The organism is Legionella longbeachae, assembly GCF_004283175.1.
In the GTDB taxonomy this organism is placed as follows: domain Bacteria; phylum Pseudomonadota; class Gammaproteobacteria; order Legionellales; family Legionellaceae; genus Legionella; species Legionella longbeachae.
Window position 1 is genome coordinate 52,582 of record NZ_RXNW01000015.1, and the last position, 14,943, is coordinate 67,524.

Consider the following 14,943-nt stretch of genomic DNA (forward strand, 5'->3'; position numbering starts at 1 on the left):
CCTTTCAATCATTGTTTAACTAAAGCTTGCTAGCCGAAATTACTTTCTTGAAGGTATTCATTTATCAAGTGAATGAATAATGCTTTTAATATCCATGGTTATTATTTTGTCACTCACAGGCAAAGGTATTCTTACCTTAAAAAGCTCCCCACCGCTCGCTAAAACAAAAGCCTGTCCTTTGGGCAAAGAAATAACATCATTGACATCAATCATAGGCACAGAAGATGTTTGAACTCGATCTTCATTAGTCGTATTAAAGTAAACACCATCTTCGCCATGAGGGGTATCATTAACCATAGAAACCTGAGTGTGATCAACTACACCAACTTGGGGTAACATTTTAACTAACAAATTAGCGGTTTCTTCATTTTTTACCCGTAGCATGATCAGAGTATTAAAATTACCTTCTGTAACCTCTGCTCTTGCCTTTGAACCGAGCGCTACTTCCATGTCCTGAATTGTTTGAGCATAGGCCGTGACCTGAAAGCCTGCACCGCCGGCTTTGTTGAGGATTTTCACAAATGAATCCTGAATAATCTCTGATAGCTCGTCACAGTGCAGGTTCAAACGGTAATTCGCGTTACTTTCCTTATAGATTTTACCGGCGGTAGATACCAAATCTGATAGAAAAGCCTTGCCGACTGCTTGTGCTATATTGGGGTTAGTCAAACTATCAAGACCCATGTAAATCACTTTCTTTTGTTTGATCGCGGTCATCAGTTCAATCTCATTTGGGCTTTGATTGAAGGAAAAGATACCCGTGGCATTACTTTTATTAATTTCAGACAGGACAGGACCAACACTGGCTGTTATTTTGTCATAGTAATGCTTGTCCATAATGGCTGCATCATAGAGATCAATCAGAATCTGATCATGAAGGCTTTCAACATTGCCAGCAGTGATGGTCTTGTTGATATGCTCTTTTATATACTCAATAACTGCTTTGGTTCTGTCCATTGGTGCTGTATTTTTATTTTTACGGCTCTGGCGTTCTTCATGATGCGTCAGTATTGCATCAATTTGTGTATGGTAATCCTGATAGTGAGCAGGCATGATGGTATCCGCATAGGTCATGAGTAGTTGATCAAGGCGGCTGATATAAAATGCTATGGATTTATAAGTAATGGGTTGTTTCATTTCTTCTAGGCAAATGGCAACGATATTGACGTATTTCCATGCAAAGGCTGCGAATTGTTTGCCTTCGCCTTCCGCAGCAATAGCGTCAGTAATGCGAGTAGCAACTTCACTAACCTGATCATAGTTTTTTAATGGGTTATAGTGGGCTGACAGATCTGGAAACCCAAGATGAACAATACGAAAGTCATTCAAACGACCGGATGCTTCACAGGCTGAATACATATCGCGAACTAAATCCAGGTCACCTTTGGGGTCAACAACAATGACTGCATCACCATTTCTTATATCTTGATTAATAAGGATACTGGCTAATCTTGTTTTACCCACGCGAGTAGTGCCTACTACAAACGTATGGCCAACCCTTACGTCCTGTGGAATATAAACCGGATCGTCTTTTTCACCTAAACCATGCAGGTAGGGACTACCACCTACTGGTGGATCAGGTCTAAAGGGATTTAGTTTTGAAGAACAGCCGAGTAATTTTGCCAAATAGGAGGCTTCGTGATTTTGACAAAACTTCCTTACCGCTTGATACCATTTTCCCCGTTGCATAAAGGCTTCATTTTTTATTTGCTTGATTTGATGCAATCGTTGCGTATGGTGTGGCAACCAGCGAAAACCTTTACCCAGAAATAGCCATTTCTGAGAAACAGGTACTTGAGTCGTAGACAGAGCATAGAAAGGCATAGCTATTAAACGCCTGTGATAGCGTTTTATTTTAAAAGCCTGATATCCTCGAACCACACTCAAAGCCATTAAACTTAAGGCTGCGTTATAGCCCATGCCTTGTGTTAATAAAAATAGATGGGGCTGGGATGCAGCGAGCAGTGCCAGTGCAGTACAGGTCATACTGGTATAAATTTCGGTTGGTTCGCGGAGCAAGTTTTCAACGGGATAATGACTCATGATTATCTCCACCAAAAAAGCAGCTCAAAAAAGACTAAGGCTGTCAATAAATACCATTTTGCGTTTAAAGCAAAATTGATTTGCTCTTGTGTTATTTCATGAGGGCTGCGATTCACCAGCCTATGGATAATACGCGGCCATAACCAATAAAGAGCAAGATACAAAAGGCTGTGCATGAAAAGAAATACGCCTTGGTGTAAATGAAAGAACTGATTGGCTTGTGTTAACTGCTGACTAAATTGTACAAGTAGAGGCCCTAACAACAAAAGAAGGACTACTGGCAGAATATACTTTGTTATGGCTATAATGGTTGTACGAATAGTTTTATTTAACATGGACAAATCCTCATGATTGGGAATATCAAAAATCGTAAATCCATGGCCTTTATGGCATTGAGAGTCCTTGGGAAAGTTGCTGTTGTTGCTTTACAAGTGATTACCTCCTTTGCTTCGGATGAGCGAAAAAGACCTCGTTACTCCGCCGCAAAAGCCAAACAGCTTTATGATGATGGGCTGATCTCTGGTTCTGAATATGCACGGCATATCCACGGCGATTAAAATTAATTGAGTCATATTTTTCCTGCACTGGCAATTTTCGCACTCTGCCTTATGGTATCGGATGCAGAATTAGCAACCTTGTCACTCTGTTGACCTGCTTCATTAACTAAAGCCCCTAATGCAGCACCAGCTTCACCACCAAAATGGCTGGAAAGTTTTAGTAGTAACATCGGTACAATAAAATAAAACAAGACTGCCATATTCCTCATGGCTGAAACCGCATCGTTTTGCCCCAGCGGATCAAGTACACTTCGTTCAACAAATCCAACAAGGTGCCAGAGGTATTGTAGAAAAATCGCCATAATGAACAGTCCGCAGATGCTGCCTAAAGCCTTGGGATTATAACCACTCAAAGCCAAAATAACCGGTGTCATGATAATAATAAAGAAATACAAAAAAGCTTGCATGACAGGTAATGTTTGCATGATAGCTTCTCGTTTTAAAGGTGTCGAAGTCCATGACTTTGTCCATTGACCAATGTTGACCAGCCCATGCGAAATTGCGCCACCGAAAGCGCCATTAGTATTATCCATCATGTTTTTAACGCTATTGGCCTGCATGTCACGGCTGTCATTTAAAAGCATCTTGGCAATATAATCCTCTGAGCTTAATTGTGAGCCCCATGCTTTAGGATGATTATTTTTGAAAGTACGCACTCTGTCCAATACAGCGTAATAATTAAGATGGCTATCAAACACACTGGCATTATTAGCGACTTGAACCAAATCAGTTTTCAATGTTGTCCACCATTGATTACAGCTTGGATAGCCTTGTTCTGGAAGATGTTTTGCATCAATATCACCTCGCTCGGCTGCATTTTCCAGATTTTTGTTAGGCGCTTCCTTGAAACTGAATCCTGGCACTGGTTGGCGAGCATATATTTTATTGTAATACAGGGTTTGAAACACTTTTGAACCCACCCATTTCAAATCTTCCTCACCACCGTATTTCTTTAAAATATCATCTACTTTAGCCTTGTCATGCTTCTCATTGTAATAACTGCTTCGTGCTTCAAGGAAGCATTGACGATGGAATTTAAGTGCTTGTTCTCGCACATCGGCAGGTAGATAAGTAGAAATCAAATCACCTTCAATAGCTTGCAAGCTATCCGTGCATCCGGTCACTTTCATCAAACCATACGTTAAACCGGACATATAGTTTTGCAAAATCGCAAAACCTATTGGCATTTTGACATTAGGCGTTAATACATCAGCAAAGGCTTCGTCATAAGTCGTACCGGTATCTTTTAACGTGGATGATTTAGCATCCGAGCCTTTCTTGATGCCGCACATGGGTTTAAAACTCATGGCTTTTTCTTCTAGCGGTACGCAAGGATAGACAAAGAGTCCGCAAATTAAGAAGGTCACCGCCAGTTCATAAAGAAAGCTATTCAGGGCATGTTCGGCTGCATGATGAGTGGAACCACTCGGAGCCAGGACATTTTTCAAAAAGCGGTATCCCACCATTAGAAAGCCAAGGTATAAAAGCCCTGTTTGCCACAGAGCGTTAAATAAGACTTCATATTGCTGCCAGCCTAAATAGGTTGTGTAAAGCGATAAAGGACTAAAAACTATCATATCAGGCACCTCTGGAAGCTTGTTTTACATAGACCGCACCGTTTTTCACTTGGGATTGTTCATGATCATCACCTGGTAAACCTTTAGCAATATCATTGCTGCGAATGTCCATTAAAAGGCCTAAAGTTTCTGTCATCATCTTTTTACGCACATCATTTTCAAATGCCAATGAATGAATATCATCATCCAGCTTTTTCAAGGCAAATTTCACCATATCCAAGGCAGGTTTTAGATTTTGTACTTCTTGAACTTGCAACCCTGATTGCAAAATTCGGCGCATCATCATAGCCTTATCCAGCATATTTTGAACGGCAATTTCTTCTGCCAGTTTCGATACAGTCAGGATTTGTTCTTCGCGTGGCATTCTTTGAATAGTGATAATGATTTCATCGGTGATCATTAAATTGGACGCACTGACCAGTTTGAGTTTTTCCTCAGTTAATGGCCATTGTTTATCCACCAGTTGCCAAAGTGCTTTCGATACATTGGAGGTACATGTATTAGAGCTATCACAGCTTTGTAATAATGCGGATAAACCAATACCAGCTTTTGCATCATGCTTGGTTTTATCTGCTGTATCTTCCGAGCTGCTGACATGAATATCACCTAAAACTTTAACAGCCCAATTGGCTGCTTCCACCGGTGTTTTCCAGTTTTGTGTCATGGGCGTTACAGTATTTGATTTTTGCTCATTATTAAGTGGCTTGCGGTTTAGCAGAATATTGTATCCAGCAATAACTACATCATTAATCACTTTGATGGGGCGTTGATATTTACCACCAGCATTACCACTTTCCTTGCCTATCCATGGTAATCCGTATTCATCCCTTTTTTTGGCAATATTTTTAGCTGTTGCCGTTACATCAACATTTTCAGTTTTGGCACGTTTGGCAGCATCAAGCCAACCCTGACTATCAGAAACAGACAACATGCTTTCCATAGGCGATTGACCTTCTTCAAGCGTCTTTTTGACATCCTGACAGTCTTTCACTTTGACACTGAATTCATTCATGGCATTTGCTGCGGTGTTCTGTAATACGTTGTACAAAGCTGGCATGGATTGCTGAAGTTTATACATCGGGAAACCCGCTACAGAACCCTTCAGGTTATCAATAACACCACCGGGAATATTCATGGCTGAAGATTTCATATCCTGAAAAGTATTGGTAATTGAAACCACTGGATTAAATCCGTTACAGGTAAATCCCAAGCGAGTATCAACATTACCGCCAATAGTAATAGTCTGGTCATTATTCACAGGTGGCACATAAAGATTTGATGAGCCTCCCAGCTTGTAATAATAGTCCGACTCATTGGGTAGCAATGAACTGGCAAGTACAGCCTGTGGAAGTATCAATGCTAATAAAATCATAGTTAATTTATTCATAACAGTTCCTATCGTTTTTGAGGTTGACCCACTTTGGGGAAAGACAAGGCACGCACCAGCTTTCCTTCATGCTGAATACAGCCCCTGTATTTACGCCAGACGACAAAGATATAATTGCCGTTCCCTGCTTTTTCATCCTCGATACCCATATCACTGGAATCATTAAAATTGATATTGCGGTTTTGGGGGTATACTTCCTGCCAAATGACATTTTTGTTATTGGCATCAAATATGACATTGGAAACCACACAATTAGAGCCGCAGGTATTGCTGGTACTTTGGGTAATATGCAAACTGTTTTTGTTCGTCACAATGTCTGCAGCATGAAGTGCGGCCACCATTGATGCCCTGAACCGTGAAGGATGAGTTACCCGCATGAGTCGAGGAATTTCATGACCCCACACTTGAGTTGCGCTGCCAATATCATGGTTAAACAATAATTGCGGATGGGTTGCCATATAAGTTATTTCAGCGATTTCAGTACGGTCAGCAACAGCATCGGCTTCGCTCAGGTAATAAGGATAGCCAAAACGTGTTTCACTCCAGTGCGACAGATAAGGAAATCGATATAAGCCTGCCGGGCTTCCTATTACATCCACTACACGAGTACGTTCTTCATTGATGTGCATAGTACTGGTTTGCCCGGCATCATCACCAAATCCAAGTTCAGAACCAGTCGCAAGTTTATAGGTTTGCTGATATAACGCCTGACTCGCTGGATTTTCATAGAGAGCTTTAGCCTCAATCCACGGATTGGTTTCAGGGCGATTGGCTACTGTCACAATCAAGTCAGGAAGAAATTGCTCGACTGATGGTACTGGAACCAGCTTGGGCGGAAGTTTTCCCACTGCCCAGGTGCAATTACCTATGATTTTATAATGACTATTGGTAAAGAGTTTACTAAATACTTTCGTTGCAATACCAATACTGCTTATAGGATGAGGCGGTTCAATGCTTTCAGCAGCGTGTAGTGAGCTTGCGCTAATCATCATAAAAGCAATCATCATGGCGTTGCTTTTGTGGTTTATTTTCCAGTCTTTGGGCAATAAGTTCAGCGGCTTTAAGGACATCATGTTCTTTCTCCAAGGTATATCGTTCTGCTTTTTCTGATTTTTCAGTCATTAAAAGAGCCAGCAGATAACGGGGTGGAATCACACGAAATAATCCTTGATAACGTGAACCTAACAAAACGGCTTCTGCATACAATCCTTTTTGTGAATCAATATCCCTGATTAAGGCTTCCTGTTGTGGGGTTAAATGTTTGAATTGCTTTACATCATTGATTTCTTTTTCATCCAGACCCAATAAAATCCATGTTTCTATCAGTGATAGAATTTTGGTGGCTTTCTCCGAATTCATATCGGTGACGTTTTGGGTAATTGCTACCAGCCACAATCCAAGTTTTCTTGCTACCTTTGCTACCAGCAAGCAACTGGTGACTACGCTTGGTATTTGAAATTGAAGATGGGATTCATCAATAAACATAAAAGTAGATCGGTTATCATTTTGAGTCGCTTCTGCCATAGCAAGGATGCGTGGCAACAAAGACACCATAACCAGGGCAAGTTTTCCGGTGTCATCTTTAATAGCTGAGATATCAATATGGAAAATATCAAAATCACCCAGTGGTTCAGTAGGTACGTTAAAAAAACGTGATTTGGAACTGTTAATGACGTAACTTTTCAGGCGGTCGTGCATATCAAGTATCCGGTCTTTCTTGCGTGCAACCGTTTCCCTGTTCATACGCCGTTCAAAGGCAGCGACCACATGTTCCGTAAGCATTTGTGGCACATCATTTTTAAACGACGTTAAAATTGCATCACTTAATACTTCAATTAACAATGTTTCATCGGCCTGCGTAAATTGTTCTTCTTCAATCGCATTAGCTTCGGTAATCATGGTACGAAGGGCAAGCGACAGTTCTGCAAGATAGCTGCGAGAGCCTTCATCACAGGCTTGCTCTAAATGGTTGGCTTGTTCTGCCAAACCTGATTTGATATCCATAATTTTTTGAGCGAGCTGGGTTGCCTGTTCTTCACTTAAACTTTCACTGATTTCGGATAAGGCTTTATAGGCTTCACAAAAAGGATTTAAAGGAACGGCTTCTCCTTTTTTATTGCTCAACAACAATTGCTTAGTTTTTTTGCCGTGGGCTTTAGCATGAATCAGCATCCTGTCGAATGAGTTTCCCATTTCAAAAAGCACAATACGGGCATTTTTAGTCGCCATCAGAGAATTAATCATCCAGCCTGTTGCCACTGATTTTCCACCGCCGGAATTAGCAAAAAGCGCCATGTGCGAGTTCTGGCTGATAAAGTCATGATGTAACACATCAAAAAGGACTGGTTCACCCAAACGGTTGAAGAAGGTAAAACAAGGTAGATGACGCGCTCCTTGATTACGCCCATAAACCGGCAACAAAGCTGCAAGTTCTGAGGCATACATCAGCCTGTCAAAACGTAAATATTGACGGGCATATTGAGGTATGAAGTTAAAAGGCAACGCGTTAAGGTAACTGTTTAGAGGATGAAGGTCGTAACAAGATGGAATGAGTGGTATTTTGGCTTCAATAAATAGTTCTTTTAAATCCTTTTCAATCTGAATGGCTTCTGCATTGGTTTTCGCTCGGTAGAATATGGCTTGATTAACCCAGAACAAACGGTTTCCCATGGATAATTCATCACGCGCTGTTTTGATATCATCACGTACCTGTTGTGGTTTTAAACTGGTACCTACAATACCTTTTTCCAGCTGCATCAAATGGACATCAAGTGCTTCATCGTTACTGAAAGTCACCTGTATGCTGTAAGTTGCACCTTCCGGCAATTTGTCTAAAAGCGCATAACGATGTTTGGGATTGGCTTGTGACTTTTCACGTGACAAAAGTCCAATTTCAGGGGCTTCTCTTAATCCGTCAATATAGAGAACTCGCTGCTGATAACCATCAAATACAAACCCTTGTTCACTACTCTGAGGTTCATTAAAAAGAATAGCCTGGCTTAGGGAAAAGCCCGCCGGTTTTTGGCTTGGATAAGGAAATCGTGCCAGTAGTTCTTCAATGTTACCTTCGGTTATTTCAGGATTGGGATTAAACCAGCGAATCCACCATTGATAGTAATCTTTTCCTGTCAGTTGTTTCAGTTGCAGACCGGGTGATTTTAGTTTGCTTTCAATTTGTGCCATCACTTCCTGATGTTCAATGATTGCTTGCTCACGAGTGGTTTGTATCTGTTGGTACAGACGATAAAACAATACCCGCACGCGTCTTCTTCTGCCGCGATAAGGCACATCAGTTTTAGGATCAACAAATAGCCCTTCCGGTCTTGTCATCTTGGTAAACAAATCATCGAGACGTGAAAGATAGTCTTGTGTAAATGGCGTATTGACGATAGTGGGTTGTATGCTCTTTTCGATATGATGCAACACGGGTTTCAGGCTGTAATCATCATTAACATACATTTGCATTACCCAGGGATCTTCCTTATGTAATGGCACAACGGCTGCAAAAGTATCTCTGATTTTGTTAAAGATGGATTCCAGATGAGAAGGAGAAGCCGCTTCGACAGGTATGCTTGCCAGTTCAAACCCGGAACCAATGCTTACTCCGTCATTCAATAGGAAGATGTTGCGCTCATCACAAAAATCAGCAACCGCCAGTTGATCTGAAAATGACGGCTTCTGATTTTCAAATCTTTTTTGAATGGCTTTTTCAGTGATTGCGGTATTATTTTTTTCGCTCACCAGCCAATTACTTATTTGATTGAATATCTGTTTCATAGGTTCCCCTTAATACTGCTCGGATGCCAAGGCAAACTGGTTTTGTTTATAGAGGAAAAATCCAGTGGTATATCCCGGCTTTAATAATTGCTCATCACCAATCAAAGCCACATGCGGGAACACGTAAATAGGAATTTGCGGGTTGTCCAACGGTTTAAACAGATTTTGAATCTCGTTAGACGCATCACGTGTGTAACCGGCATAATTAACTGGCTTGGTTTGTGTTCGTTTTACTGACCAGCTTTGCATGGGTTCGCCAAGGCTTTGCTGATAAATCTGGCTTACTGTCAGACCTCCTTCGGGAATGGCAGTAGAACTAATTGAGTTGGAAGCGCAAGCACATAAAGCCATCGTGCTACCTAAGACTAAAATCGTGTGCAGTTTGTTGTAAATGGCCATAATCTAATACTCTCCCATTGGTTTCTTTATCAAGGTTGATGGTTTGTGTGATATGAAATGAAAGTCTGGTTGGTTTGTACCCAATCGATGCGGGAACAAAAACCATGTCGAAGCTGCCCTGAATTCTTTTTTCAAGCCAGTCGGCAGCCTTTACCGTGCCTTGGGATAATGCGCCTCCCAAAGCGTAGTTACCCATAGAGCCTGTTGGTGTACCAGTGGCGCCATTGGCATTAGCGCTGTAGGTCATTTGCCATTGAGACAGCGCATTACCAAATCCTTTGATTCCGTCTGAGGCCATAAGTGCTGTAAGGACTCTGGGTGCATTGGTAAAATACTGGCCTTTAATGCAAGGATTACCAAAAGCCGTGGTTAGATACCCCAGACTTTCGTTATTCACCATCTCAGCGGTTCCGGTCATTTGCTCTTTGCCTACAGTGACAAAATGGCCATCATCAAAGACGAATAAAGCAGAGGTCACATAAGCTCGAACACAACTGATATTATCCAGAAATGATCCCACGCCTATGGCATAACCATTAACCTTCATGCCTGAAATATCAGGTGGTAAGGGAATGCCATTGGCAGCCATTAAATCCCCGCGATTAATAATGGCGGAAAATGGAAATAGCGGTTGCATTAATTTTCCCTCAACCGGTACTTCTCCAATCAGGGCAGATAACAAGGTAGTTCGACCAAGATCGGAGCCTGCTGGAATGGTGTAATAAGGGATAGATTTTTTGCTTTCACTTTTGGCTGTATCAGATTTGGTTTGGTGAGTAAGTGCATCGCCTTTTTCTTTCAGTCGTTCCCAATAAGCCAGTTCCGTCTGATTGTTTTCGTGCTTCATCAATAGGAGATCAATGTCTTTAATATTTTTCTCTTTTTCAGGCGAAGCCGCGGTTTCACCATTAACGACATAAGGTTTATCCTCTTGTGGCGTTTCATTAGCTGTTTTAAGCGAAGCGATTTCCTCTTTCAGTTTTTCCAAATCTTTGATGAGATCAGGATTGCTGTTTTCTGTTATCTCTGAATTGTTTGATTTAAGCCTGTTGTTTTCAGACTCAAGGCTTGCCAGTTTCTTCTCAGTTTCTTGTAACCTTGCAGCAACATCACGAATGTTGTCGTTAAACTGTCTGGCAATGGCTTCGTTCAGATTATTGGGATCGCTCTTTTGTTTGGCTGGTTCATTGGAATGATGGTTACTGTTCATTAAAATGAGTGCAGCCACACCAATCACAACACCTGTTAACACTTTTAATCCGGCATTTTTTTTCATCGTACATACTCCCGACTGTTGGCTAATGCCGTACTAAATGGTCTGTCAGAAACCAGAAAGACCGTGGTTGTATCTTCCTTGCCGCGTGCTGCTAAAGTATTGCTGGGGTAGAAAGTAGCGGTTTGCCAATTACCTACCATACGGCGAGGATCAACAATGACTTCCTTGTTTAACAGATTTTTCAGTTCCACTGCGGTGACATAAAAAGTGCCGCCATGCCATGAAATCAATGGTCGCGCTTCAATGCTCGCGCCATAAAACAGATTGATTTGCCGTCTGGTTTGCATGGGTGTTCTGCCTATACCTTCAGGAATCACCAGTAATCTTTGTGGTGCGTACAATGACTGAATAGCAAAACGGGTAAGCGTGATGGCATTTACATCAAAGGTATTAGCCGATTCTTGTGTGGCTGTTTCTTCCTTACTATCAAGCAGAATTTCAACAGGTTTTCCTGCAACGACTTTTTCTTTGACGGTGAGATTGAGGATAATGACTTCACCTTGGGGCATAAGCTGTACCAGCAAGCGTTTGTTTTCAAAAGCATCTTTACCTTTAAGGTATAAAGTATCCTGAACCTTGAGTACTGCAATTTTATTGCCTGCCTCATTGTCCACAATGCTGATGGCTTGTGGGAAATGTACCAGCCGTTCTTCGCTTAAAGATAAATCCAGTGGAATGGGCGTTTTATCCCATAACACATGCTCTGCATCGAGCGCGAAGGATTGAATACTGCAAGTCATGCTCATCAAAGCCAATAACCGTTTAAACTTTTTCATGTTGTTTTTCCTCCAAGTGAGTAGCTAACAAATCTTTAACCAGTGTTTCCGGTTGGGTATACCCATCAATGGCTAGCTGAAAGGGGTTTTGCAGGCGAGACAGCGTTACTTTGACCACACGAATATGGTAATCAACCACCTTGTCGGCAATGACCATGGGGCTGTCGTCTTTTAATCTTTGAGTTACTCGCAAGACCAAATGGACTTCCCAGGTATTATCATCCAGCGGTTTTACATCCCCGTCTTCCATGAAGCGATAAAGGCTTGCGACCTGAGAGCGGTTAAAGAGTTGAGCATCCTTATAAGCAATCATTGTTTTTTCCATTAATTGCTGATGGCGCGGGGTAAAATAATAATGAAAGCTGGCAAGGTTATTGGCGAACTCTGTTTTTCCTGTATTGGACCAGGTATTCAATGCAGGGATTAAAGTAGCAACAAAACCTTGCACATACTCTTTGGGAACCTGATTTTCTTTAATTAAACCGCCATTAATCGTCATGGCCGGTGTGAGCCAAAACTCAAAGCGATTGGGCAGCTTGGCAAGCGTAATAATCAACCCTGCTACAATCAAAATGAGTACGGTGACAAATGCCAGTAACAAGCGATTGATATGATTTAAACTGTCTACTTTTTTCCAGTAATTAAACATGGGATTTCCTCACGATTTTGGATTTTTGCCATGTACCGACATGGTGATGATATGGAGAGCGCTTTAAACCCAAACGTGTCAAAGTCAGGATGGTTTTTTTCATTAAATAACCATGGGGCTTTCCTGATTTCAGACGAGCGACACGTTTAGGGCATACGGTAATTGAGACAATAAACCCCACTAAAAAACCAACGCAGCCACAAGCCAGGGGAAAACCTGTAAAGGAACCGGCCAAGCTAAACAGAAGGCTCATAGATGGAGTGGTGACAACTACTATCCAGAATAGCTCTCTTAGGCTTAGCCCCTTGTATGCCTCATAATCATGAGACAAATGACGTGATGACGGTTGGTTCATGGGTTGGCACCTTAAATCTTGAACTTGGTTATCATGCTGTAGCCCACATAGCCTGCAACAATACTGATGGCAAGATATGTAATCCCCATGACAGCGAAGGTTCCGAAAGCGACCATTGAGCCATCATTTTTCTTGGATTCCTCAATACCATGCTGTACGGTAGTAATGAATTTGATAAAACTCATAACGGCAGCAATAAACAGCAATAATCCCAAGCCTTGTCTGACGTAATTTCCGGTAACAGTCATCATGCTTTTATTGCCGTCACTGATGTCATCTGCGTTGGAAATCTTCGGAAACCAGTTGTCAGCAAATAAGGCTGGCGCATAATTTAAGGCCATAAGCCCTAAACCCAGCCTTTGCCCCCATTGCTTTACTGTGGCGATGGTATTGTTCATAGTTAACTCCCCTTGACGATTAAAATAAGAATGAATAAACAAAATCCCGGAACGATGCGGATTAAGCGTGAGCCGAGAAGCACAAGAAAACCTTCCTGCTCTTTTTCTGTATGACTCATGAAATGGTTGATGCACCACATCACAGCAATAATGACCAACATAATGGCGATAAAACGAATGCAACCAGAGTAGGCACTTGCCGCAGTATCTCCTGCGGCCTGTTTGAAACTTGCTGCGAATGTTTTAGCGATATCAACTTTGCTCATGATTACTTCCCGATAAAATCAAGCGACAGCGGCTTAATTGTTTTAGGTTCAATGGCTGGCTTGTTGATGTAGTCAATCAAGGCATTTCTAATGGCCAGTAAATCGTTGCGAAGACCCGCGTGAGTTTTGCCATCGGCTCCTTCAAAAGATTCGATGTGCAATTGAATACGGGTGTTGGGTTCAATTTCACTTTGTGCTTCATCCAGTAAAGGCATGACTGCATTGATTTGGTTAATGACTCTGACCAATGTTTGGTTCAAGGCTTCTTCGCTGGCATGAGAGGCAAAAGGCAGACTTAGCATGAGTACTAACAAGAATCGTTTCATTTTTTCTCCTCACAAATATTTCTTAAAGCGGCTTGCGGTGACAGAAACCATCACACTCAACAAGATGCTGACTGGTACAAATACAAAAGCAGGTGTAATACTCACAGGGATTGCCAGCCATAAAGCCAGCAACATCAATAAACCACGTTTGAAGTAATAATTGAGTCGATGAAAAACATAAGAAGATTCGCGCCCTAAAGAGGCTGTGCGAATGGCGCGTTGATTAAGCCCATCAATAAGACCCGAAGTCATAGCCAGTATGAATAAGGGAATAGCTGCCAAAAGAATGAGGAGCTTTATCAACATGACCTGTATCGTAAGACTTATCAGCAACCAAACCTGTTTGCTGATATGAATTAAATCGTCTGCAATATCGTTTAATTCAGAAGTTGGTTCAGGAAGTACATTATTCAGTTCGTTTTTAATTAACAGTTGTGCTTGAGTTACCCTGTGCGTTACTTCATGCGCAGGTATGATTTCTAACCATGATTTAAGCTTCTCGGCTATCGCAATATCATTAAAATCAGTGATAGCCGTTGTTTGTTTTTGAGATAGCGTGGTTACCGAATTAAAAGCTGTATCAAAGCCTGAGCAGCACCAAAGACTTAAAACCCAACCCAATAAAATTAACCAGCCCAATAGAACAAGTAATAATAGGCTCATGATGAATCTTTTGGATTTTTTTTGAGTTTGAGTCTTTATTGCCATAGTTCCCCCTCGATAAACGCAAGTGGGTAATGGCTTTCTTGAAATATGGCCATTACGTCATCGACATTAGCGGGTAACAAAGGAGCTTTGGTCAGTTGTTGAAGCGCTTGTAATTGTTCGCTTTCTGTTATATTGGCAACAAATCCCAGTGCATTTGCTCCCTCTAGTTCCGCTAAATGCTCCTTAAGCCATTGGCGTGAAACAGCATCATCACCGATGATAAAAACAGGATTGGTAAAGTGGGTTAGTTCGAGTTTTCGTCTTTCCACTTTGCCGACAGTTGCCTGGCTTGATACAGGTAACCTTGCATCGAGTTTTTCCTGTAGCCTTAAAGACTCCTCAGTCAATTGGGATTGAGCTTCTTTGATATATTGTTCTGTATTGATGACTTGCCATGCGTAGCAAGAAGTAATCATCAATACACCTGCAATAATAGAGAGTTTTCTCAT

The 14,943-nt window shown here is 41.6% G+C and carries 17 protein-coding genes; 1 reads left to right on the forward strand and 16 read right to left on the reverse strand.

The features are described from left to right. Positions 1-57: 57 nt before the first annotated feature. Together traD and EKG34_RS14700 are read right to left on the reverse strand one after the other, a co-directional pair. Positions 58-2,043 carry a type IV conjugative transfer system coupling protein TraD gene (traD, locus tag EKG34_RS14695; protein WP_080619704.1) on the reverse strand — a complete coding sequence of 662 codons (1,986 nt, stop codon included), beginning with the start codon at positions 2,041-2,043 and terminating at the stop codon, positions 58-60. 2 nt (positions 2,044-2,045) lie between these two features. Further along, positions 2,046-2,378, reverse strand: coding sequence for a hypothetical protein (locus tag EKG34_RS14700; protein ID WP_080619703.1), 333 nt, complete (start codon positions 2,376-2,378; stop codon positions 2,046-2,048). Between the two features lie 12 nt (positions 2,379-2,390). On the opposite strand from EKG34_RS14700, the gene EKG34_RS14705 reads away from it, so the two are divergent. Beyond that, positions 2,391-2,600, forward strand: coding sequence for a hypothetical protein (locus EKG34_RS14705; protein WP_080619702.1), 210 nt, complete (start codon positions 2,391-2,393; stop codon positions 2,598-2,600). An 11-nt stretch (positions 2,601-2,611) separates the two neighbouring features. Here EKG34_RS14705 and EKG34_RS14710 read toward each other — a convergent pair whose 3' ends face one another. From EKG34_RS14710 to EKG34_RS14775, 14 genes are read right to left on the reverse strand one after another with little or no spacing between them, the layout of a single operon-like run. Continuing rightward, a complete protein-coding gene (locus EKG34_RS14710) occupies positions 2,612-4,177 on the reverse strand; it encodes a conjugal transfer protein TraG N-terminal domain-containing protein (RefSeq protein ID WP_080619701.1) in 1,566 nt (521 codons plus the stop codon). 1 nt (position 4,178) lies between these two features. Then, a complete protein-coding gene (locus tag EKG34_RS14715) occupies positions 4,179-5,564 on the reverse strand; it encodes an integrating conjugative element protein (RefSeq protein WP_080619700.1) in 1,386 nt (461 codons plus the stop codon). Between the two features lie 8 nt (positions 5,565-5,572). Beyond that, positions 5,573-6,571 (reverse strand): TIGR03756 family integrating conjugative element protein, encoded by a 999-nt coding sequence (locus EKG34_RS14720; protein ID WP_080619699.1) that lies wholly within the window; start codon positions 6,569-6,571, stop codon positions 5,573-5,575. Then, on the reverse strand, positions 6,546-9,341 hold the full coding sequence (locus tag EKG34_RS14725) for a conjugative transfer ATPase (RefSeq protein ID WP_080619698.1): 2,796 nt from the start codon (positions 9,339-9,341) through the stop codon (positions 6,546-6,548). Before EKG34_RS14725 ends, EKG34_RS14720 begins: the two co-directional genes overlap by 26 nt. 9 nt (positions 9,342-9,350) lie before the next feature. After that, entirely contained in the window at positions 9,351-9,740 is a 390-nt protein-coding gene (locus EKG34_RS14730; RefSeq protein WP_080619697.1) for a TIGR03751 family conjugal transfer lipoprotein, read from the reverse strand. After that, a complete protein-coding gene (locus EKG34_RS14735; RefSeq protein WP_080619696.1) occupies positions 9,697-11,016 on the reverse strand; it encodes a TIGR03752 family integrating conjugative element protein in 1,320 nt (439 codons plus the stop codon). Before EKG34_RS14735 ends, EKG34_RS14730 begins: the two co-directional genes overlap by 44 nt. Continuing rightward, positions 11,013-11,792, reverse strand: coding sequence for a TIGR03749 family integrating conjugative element protein (locus EKG34_RS14740; RefSeq protein WP_080619695.1), 780 nt, complete (start codon positions 11,790-11,792; stop codon positions 11,013-11,015). The genes EKG34_RS14735 and EKG34_RS14740 overlap by 4 nt, the downstream gene beginning before the upstream one ends. After that, the gene (locus EKG34_RS14745) at positions 11,779-12,441 is read right to left on the reverse strand and encodes a DUF2895 family protein (RefSeq protein ID WP_080619694.1); all 663 of its coding nucleotides are present in this window, start codon (positions 12,439-12,441) and stop codon (positions 11,779-11,781) included. Before EKG34_RS14745 ends, EKG34_RS14740 begins: the two co-directional genes overlap by 14 nt. Continuing rightward, positions 12,434-12,796, reverse strand: coding sequence for a TIGR03750 family conjugal transfer protein (locus tag EKG34_RS14750; protein WP_080619693.1), 363 nt, complete (start codon positions 12,794-12,796; stop codon positions 12,434-12,436). The genes EKG34_RS14745 and EKG34_RS14750 overlap by 8 nt, the downstream gene beginning before the upstream one ends. Before the next feature lie 11 nt (positions 12,797-12,807). After that, positions 12,808-13,194 (reverse strand): hypothetical protein, encoded by a 387-nt coding sequence (locus EKG34_RS14755; RefSeq protein ID WP_080619692.1) that lies wholly within the window; start codon positions 13,192-13,194, stop codon positions 12,808-12,810. 2 nt (positions 13,195-13,196) lie between these two features. After that, complete coding sequence (locus tag EKG34_RS14760; protein WP_080619691.1) at positions 13,197-13,460, reverse strand: hypothetical protein; 264 nt, start codon at positions 13,458-13,460, stop codon at positions 13,197-13,199. A 2-nt stretch (positions 13,461-13,462) separates the two neighbouring features. After that, positions 13,463-13,786 carry a hypothetical protein gene (locus EKG34_RS14765; RefSeq protein ID WP_080619690.1) on the reverse strand — a complete coding sequence of 108 codons (324 nt, stop codon included), beginning with the start codon at positions 13,784-13,786 and terminating at the stop codon, positions 13,463-13,465. Between the two features lie 9 nt (positions 13,787-13,795). Further along, positions 13,796-14,494, reverse strand: coding sequence for a TIGR03747 family integrating conjugative element membrane protein (locus tag EKG34_RS14770; RefSeq protein ID WP_080619689.1), 699 nt, complete (start codon positions 14,492-14,494; stop codon positions 13,796-13,798). After that, complete coding sequence (locus EKG34_RS14775) at positions 14,485-14,943, reverse strand: integrating conjugative element protein (RefSeq protein ID WP_080619688.1); 459 nt, start codon at positions 14,941-14,943, stop codon at positions 14,485-14,487. Before EKG34_RS14775 ends, EKG34_RS14770 begins: the two co-directional genes overlap by 10 nt.